Raw genomic sequence first — 4,964 nt, 5'->3', positions numbered from 1 at the left:
ACTATGAGGAAGGCGTCGCCGGCGATCTGTCCGCCTATCTCCTCGATGATCGCCTTCATCTGCGGAACGTCCGCGACTACCTCCTCATGCGCGGCTGGCTCCAGGGCGTCATCGAATGCCTGCGCCGCCGTCCCGACTGGGAGGGACGCGAACAGGCCAAGATCCTCGCCGGGAATTTTTCCTCCATCATCCTCAGGGCCCTCCACAACGCCGACGTCGGCTATGCCGCGAAGGCGGTCTCCGCTCTCCCTCGGATGATCGCCCGCCTCGACCAGGCCGCGAAGCGTCTGGCTTTGACCGAACCCGAGGCCGCGCACTTCCTGCGCAAGAACCGTTCCACCATCCTCACGCGCGCCCTCCACAGCGGTTACCTTGATTACGCCGGACAGGCGGCGGAAGGGCTGCCCCGGGTCTTGAAGGAACTGAACCAAAAGATCGCCCGCCTCGAAACGTCCTCGCCCGAAGACGCGCGCCGTCTCCGCGACGGCGTCGCCTCCGAAATCTACCGCGTTCTCACCAACGGCAAGTTGGAAAAAATACATTCCTAAGATTCCATATATTCCGCGAAATCCGCGGCTCCGCGCCACTTCCCAAGCAATGTTTCGACTTCGCGACCGAACATAGATTTAGCAACGCGCACTCACGCGGAAAAAATTTTCAACGGCGAATCTTTAGGAGGATCATCATGGCGGACACAATCAACAACGTCGGCGGCGGAACGACGGCGGCCCCCGGCATGGCGAACGGAGCCGAACTGACCGGGGTCTACACCGGCGGTCTCGGCAACTATGGTCACAGCGGACCCGGTCTCCGCCTTTCCTGGGTCCCGAGTTGGCTCATCGGCGGCGATCAATGGACCACGCACTTTGACCTCCCGTTCGGCGGTGAGGTCGGCCACTTCAGTAAGGACGTCACTCTCCCCGGTGGAGGCGGCGTCAACTCGGCGTTCACGCGTTACGGCGGGCGGATCGCCCCCACCCTGCGCCTGGTGCCGCCTTGGGCGGATCGACGGCTTTCGGCCTCGATCGGCGCCGCTCTAGGCCTCGGCGGATTCTCCACGGCGGAGGGTGAGACGGTCTCCTTCCCGGCCTCCTGCCAACCCGGTGATTTTGGGCGGAATTGCAGCGAGCCCTCCGCGGGTCCGCGCACGGGCAACTCCGGCAACAAGGGCGTCCTCAATCCCCGCATCGGCAACCTGTGGGAAGCGAACGGGGCCTACTTGGACATCGGTGTTCCCATCGCCCTCGGCGTCCATCTGGCCCGCGGCGCCTGGGGCCATGTCGGAGCCTTTCTCGGATTCGAGCCGGGTTACACGCATCTGTTGCCCTCCGGCGGGGATGGTTTCGGTTTTTGGAGGCTGGAGGGAACTCTCGGCATCGGCGGCTCCTTCGGCGGCAGCGCGGTCGAGAAGCCGCGAGGCGCCGTCGCGCCTCCACCGCCTCCTCCGTCCGACCGCGCCCCGGCGGTCACGCGCACGGCCAACGAGGCATTGATCCTGGCGGACGATGCCGCGGTCCGCGCCCTTGGGGGTTTAAGCCCCGACGCCAAGATCCTGGGAGTTCAGTTCGACAAACTGCCCGAAGACACCTCGGCCCCTTATGAAGTCCCGGCCTCGGCCATGACGGTCGGCGCGCACGAGATCAAGATACGCTATCGCCATCCCAACGACACGGCGGACAAGATCAAGATCGTTCCCTTGACGGTCGGAGAGCCGGCCAAGGTCAGCGACAACGGCGCCAGTTACGGCGCGGTCCTCCATATGCCCGCGGCGGCCGTCCGTCCGGCGCCGGACACGGTGGGCGGAGCGCCGGTCGAGCGGCCGATCCCTTCCGGCAACGTGCAGACCACGGCGGATTTTCCGGCCAACTCGACCTATCAGCTCTACGTGGACGGAAATCCCGTGGGCAAACCGGCGGCCCTGCCCGCCGACCGCAACACGGCGCTCGCGCTTCCGGCCTCGGTCGGCAACGGACCCCATCAGGTCCAGCTCCGCGTGATGCGTCCGAATCAGCCGACCATCCTCTACCCGACGGTCAACGTGACGGTGAACCCGGCGGCGCCCCCGGTGGTGACCCTGACCAACGTCGCCGCGCAACCCCGTCCGCCCGCGCCTGTCTACAGCTACACGACGGCCTCCGTCGTCGTGGACATGAACTCCAGCGGCGAGGCCAAGGACGTCCGCATCCGGCGAGGCTCGGGCACGGGTTCCTCCGACGTCCTTTGGAGCGGCGGCCTCGAGAAGGGCCCGAACAGCAAGATCGTCATCCCGCAGTACGGAAAGCGCGAGGCTTACAGCGGAGCGCTGATCATCGAACAAAAGGCCGGAGCGGACTGGGTCAAGATCGGCGAGACCGGACCGGTGGTGATCAAGGCGTTCGCCGGGACCGGGGGCGGCGGAGGCTGGGTTCCGCCGAGGAAGCCGAAGGTCCAATAAGAATCATGGAGGCCCTATGACCGAGTGTCGCGCCCTACCGTCCAACTTGAATCAGATTCTGACGGAGATCGATCAGCAGGATGCGAAGAACGCCGCCGAAAAGGCGAGGCGTTTTCCCCTCCTCGATCTCTACCGCCGGCTGGATGTCCGTCACGCGTTTGACGCGACGGCCCCCTCGTCCACGACGGACGCCTTCAACAAGATGGGGCTGGACGGCCGTCCCGCCGATCTCCCCTACATGAACGGCGAGGCCTTCCGTCTCGACGTCTACACCCACGACCACTTGGCCTGCCTCTTCAAGGCCACCGGCTACAATCGCGAGGAAGTCGACCGCCAGGTGGCGGACGCCAAGGCCAAGGGCGGAGACGACGCCGCGGAAAGATACTTGGACGGTCTCCGGCCCATTCACAGGTCGATTCACGATGCCCTGAGCCTCTTTGACGACATCCGGAAACAATACGGCGCTGACGGCCGCATGGACCGCGACGAATATTCCAAGTGCGTCGAAGACCTGTTCGGCGCCCATCAAACGGAAGAAGAGTTTCTGGCGAACGGGCGGAGGCTCGTTGAAAACGCGCACGTCGTCCTCGGACTGCTCACCTATCTGAGCACGCCGGCCCCTGCGGCCCCCGACGCCGGCCCCCGGGCCGTCTCGTCCCCCGTCCCCGCGGAGGGCGACGGCGGGTCGGGCGCACCGGTGGCCCCGCCGCCCGGCGGAGGTTCGGACAACGGGTCCGTCGGCCATTGGGGCGGTCTCGTCGCCTCGGGACTGGCCCTGCTCGGCCTGGGGGGAACGGCCGGATACTTGATCGCAAGACGCAAGTTACATGAGGTGAAGGCATCGCCCGGATTGGAACGCCCGGCCGAGGCCAAGGCGGCGACGCCCGTCCGTCCGCCAACGGCCCCGGGCCCGAGCGTCGTGGAGGACACGACGAAGGCCGCGAAAACCCCCGCTGCGCCGGACGACATCGCCGCCGCCCTGGACGATATCGACCGCAACGCATCGCCCACCGGCGTCGCGCGCACGGGCGGCTCTCCCCTCTCCGGCGGCGTCACGCCGGAGAACGTCTTCATCCGCGGCGACAAGGCCGATGCCGTCGCGGGCGTGGACTCCGCCGTCATCCGTACGCAAATCGTCCTCACCTACCGGCACTTTCTCTCACAGACCGCGCGCGAAGCCCTGCTCAAGGGACAAGCCCTGCCCGGCGACGGCGATCTGGCAAACAGCGCCTTCACGGAGCGGGTCAACGAGATGGTCGACAAGGTCATGGCGGAATACCACAGGATGGATCCGAACGACCTGGCCGAGATGTGGCGGACGCAGCTCGAGGACCGCGGCTACATCGTGCGGCGCGGCGCCCCTCAACGCGTCCTCATGAGCGTCTGCGGCGAGTACATCGAGACCGACGCGGCCCGGTCCCATTCGCCCTTCGCGGGCGGCATGGGCGCCGAGATCCGAATCGAGGCCGAGCGGCGCGCGGGCGAGACGGACTTTTTCGAGAAGGGTCTGCGCGAAATTCTCCGCGATCCCGCCCGTCTGGGACGATGACCGCCGTCTTTGCGCAGTCCGAGCAATCAGGATTGCTCACCGCCGTGATTGCACAGGGGCCCCTCCTCGGAAATCATTGAAAAACAAAAGGATAGAGGACCCGTGCCCCTTGAGACCGTCTGGCACCGCACTTGCTCTTGATCCCCTTCATGCTGGATCGTGAGAAGGTTTTCACAGCCTTTGAGCAGGCCCTGAGCGAACTGACGCGCAACGCCCCGCAGCGCCGTCTTCGGCCGCGCGCCGTTGCCGTCCGGGCCCACGGGATCTACTGTGAGGGACTCCGGCCGGACGAAAAACGTCCCGCCCGGACGACGTTTTGCATGTTCGTGGCCGGAAGATCGGCCCTCCCGGAGATCACCGGAATCCTCGAAGCGGCGGGCATCCGGCCGGCGACTCGCACGCGCCTGGACCGCAAGCGGCTGCGCGCCGTCTTTCAGGAGGCCGTGCGCAGGGTGGAGAACCGCGTTTTCAGGGGGCAGGCGAAACCCCTCCAGATCGCCCGCCGGGCGTTTGAAATTTACACGCGCGATGCGGACGCAGCGTCTGCGAAGCCGTCACGCCATACCTTCCAACGCCTCATCTACGGCAAGAACGCCGACCCTGAAATCCTCGCGCTCATCGGCGCGGCCCTGAAAAAGAAGGACGGCATCCCATGACGCGCCGGCCTCCCGTGGACGAGGTCCTCACCCAGATCGGCTCCTGCCTCGACGCCGCCACCAGCCGGCCCGGCCTCGTGAAGGCCAGCGTCACCCAGACCGAGGGGTACCTGAGGGGACTCCAAGGCCTGCCTTGGGAGACGCCGTCCGCCCCCTCCCCCTCGCCTCACGACGCCGGCGCCCTCTTCCTCCACGACGTCCGCCACGGCAAAGTCGCCCTCCGGGGCCGCCTCAAGAAGGGATCGTCCTCCTCCCTCAAGGCCTTCCTCCAAGGACTGTGCGAGACGTTTCCCGAGGCGGAAAAAAAACCGTTCGCCGGAGCCTT

5 protein-coding genes are annotated in these 4,964 nt (G+C 66.3%); all 5 read left to right on the top strand.

Annotated elements, in window-relative coordinates; translation table 11 throughout:
- On the top strand, positions 1-548 hold a 548-nt coding region (locus tag VLJ37_12850; GenBank protein HSA60561.1), incomplete at its 5' end, for a hypothetical protein.
- A gap of 137 nt (positions 549-685) precedes the next feature.
- Entirely contained in the window at positions 686-2,434 is a 1,749-nt protein-coding gene (locus tag VLJ37_12845; protein ID HSA60560.1) for a hypothetical protein, read from the top strand.
- A gap of 16 nt (positions 2,435-2,450) precedes the next feature.
- A complete protein-coding gene (locus tag VLJ37_12840; GenBank protein HSA60559.1) occupies positions 2,451-3,983 on the top strand; it encodes a hypothetical protein in 1,533 nt (510 codons plus the stop codon).
- Positions 3,984-4,132: 149 nt separating this feature from the next.
- Positions 4,133-4,639, top strand: a complete 507-nt coding sequence (locus VLJ37_12835) for a hypothetical protein (protein HSA60558.1) — start codon at positions 4,133-4,135, stop codon at positions 4,637-4,639.
- On the top strand, positions 4,636-4,964 hold a 329-nt coding region (locus VLJ37_12830; GenBank protein ID HSA60557.1), incomplete at its 3' end, for a hypothetical protein. The genes VLJ37_12835 and VLJ37_12830, both read left to right, overlap by 4 nt.

It is taken from the genome of bacterium (assembly GCA_035454885.1).
In the GTDB taxonomy this organism is placed as follows: domain Bacteria; phylum UBA10199; class UBA10199; order JACPAL01.
The sequence above is the reverse complement of the archived record's forward strand: the minus strand, read 5'-3'. Positions and strand labels throughout refer to the sequence as shown.

Coding starts and splice junctions, on each gene's coding strand:
- VLJ37_12845 (HSA60560.1), top strand. CDS start 686: ATGGCGGACACAATCAACAACGTCGGCGGCGGAACGACGGCGGCCCCC.
- VLJ37_12840 (HSA60559.1), top strand. CDS start 2,451: ATGACCGAGTGTCGCGCCCTACCGTCCAACTTGAATCAGATTCTGACG.
- VLJ37_12835 (HSA60558.1), top strand. CDS start 4,133: ATGCTGGATCGTGAGAAGGTTTTCACAGCCTTTGAGCAGGCCCTGAGC.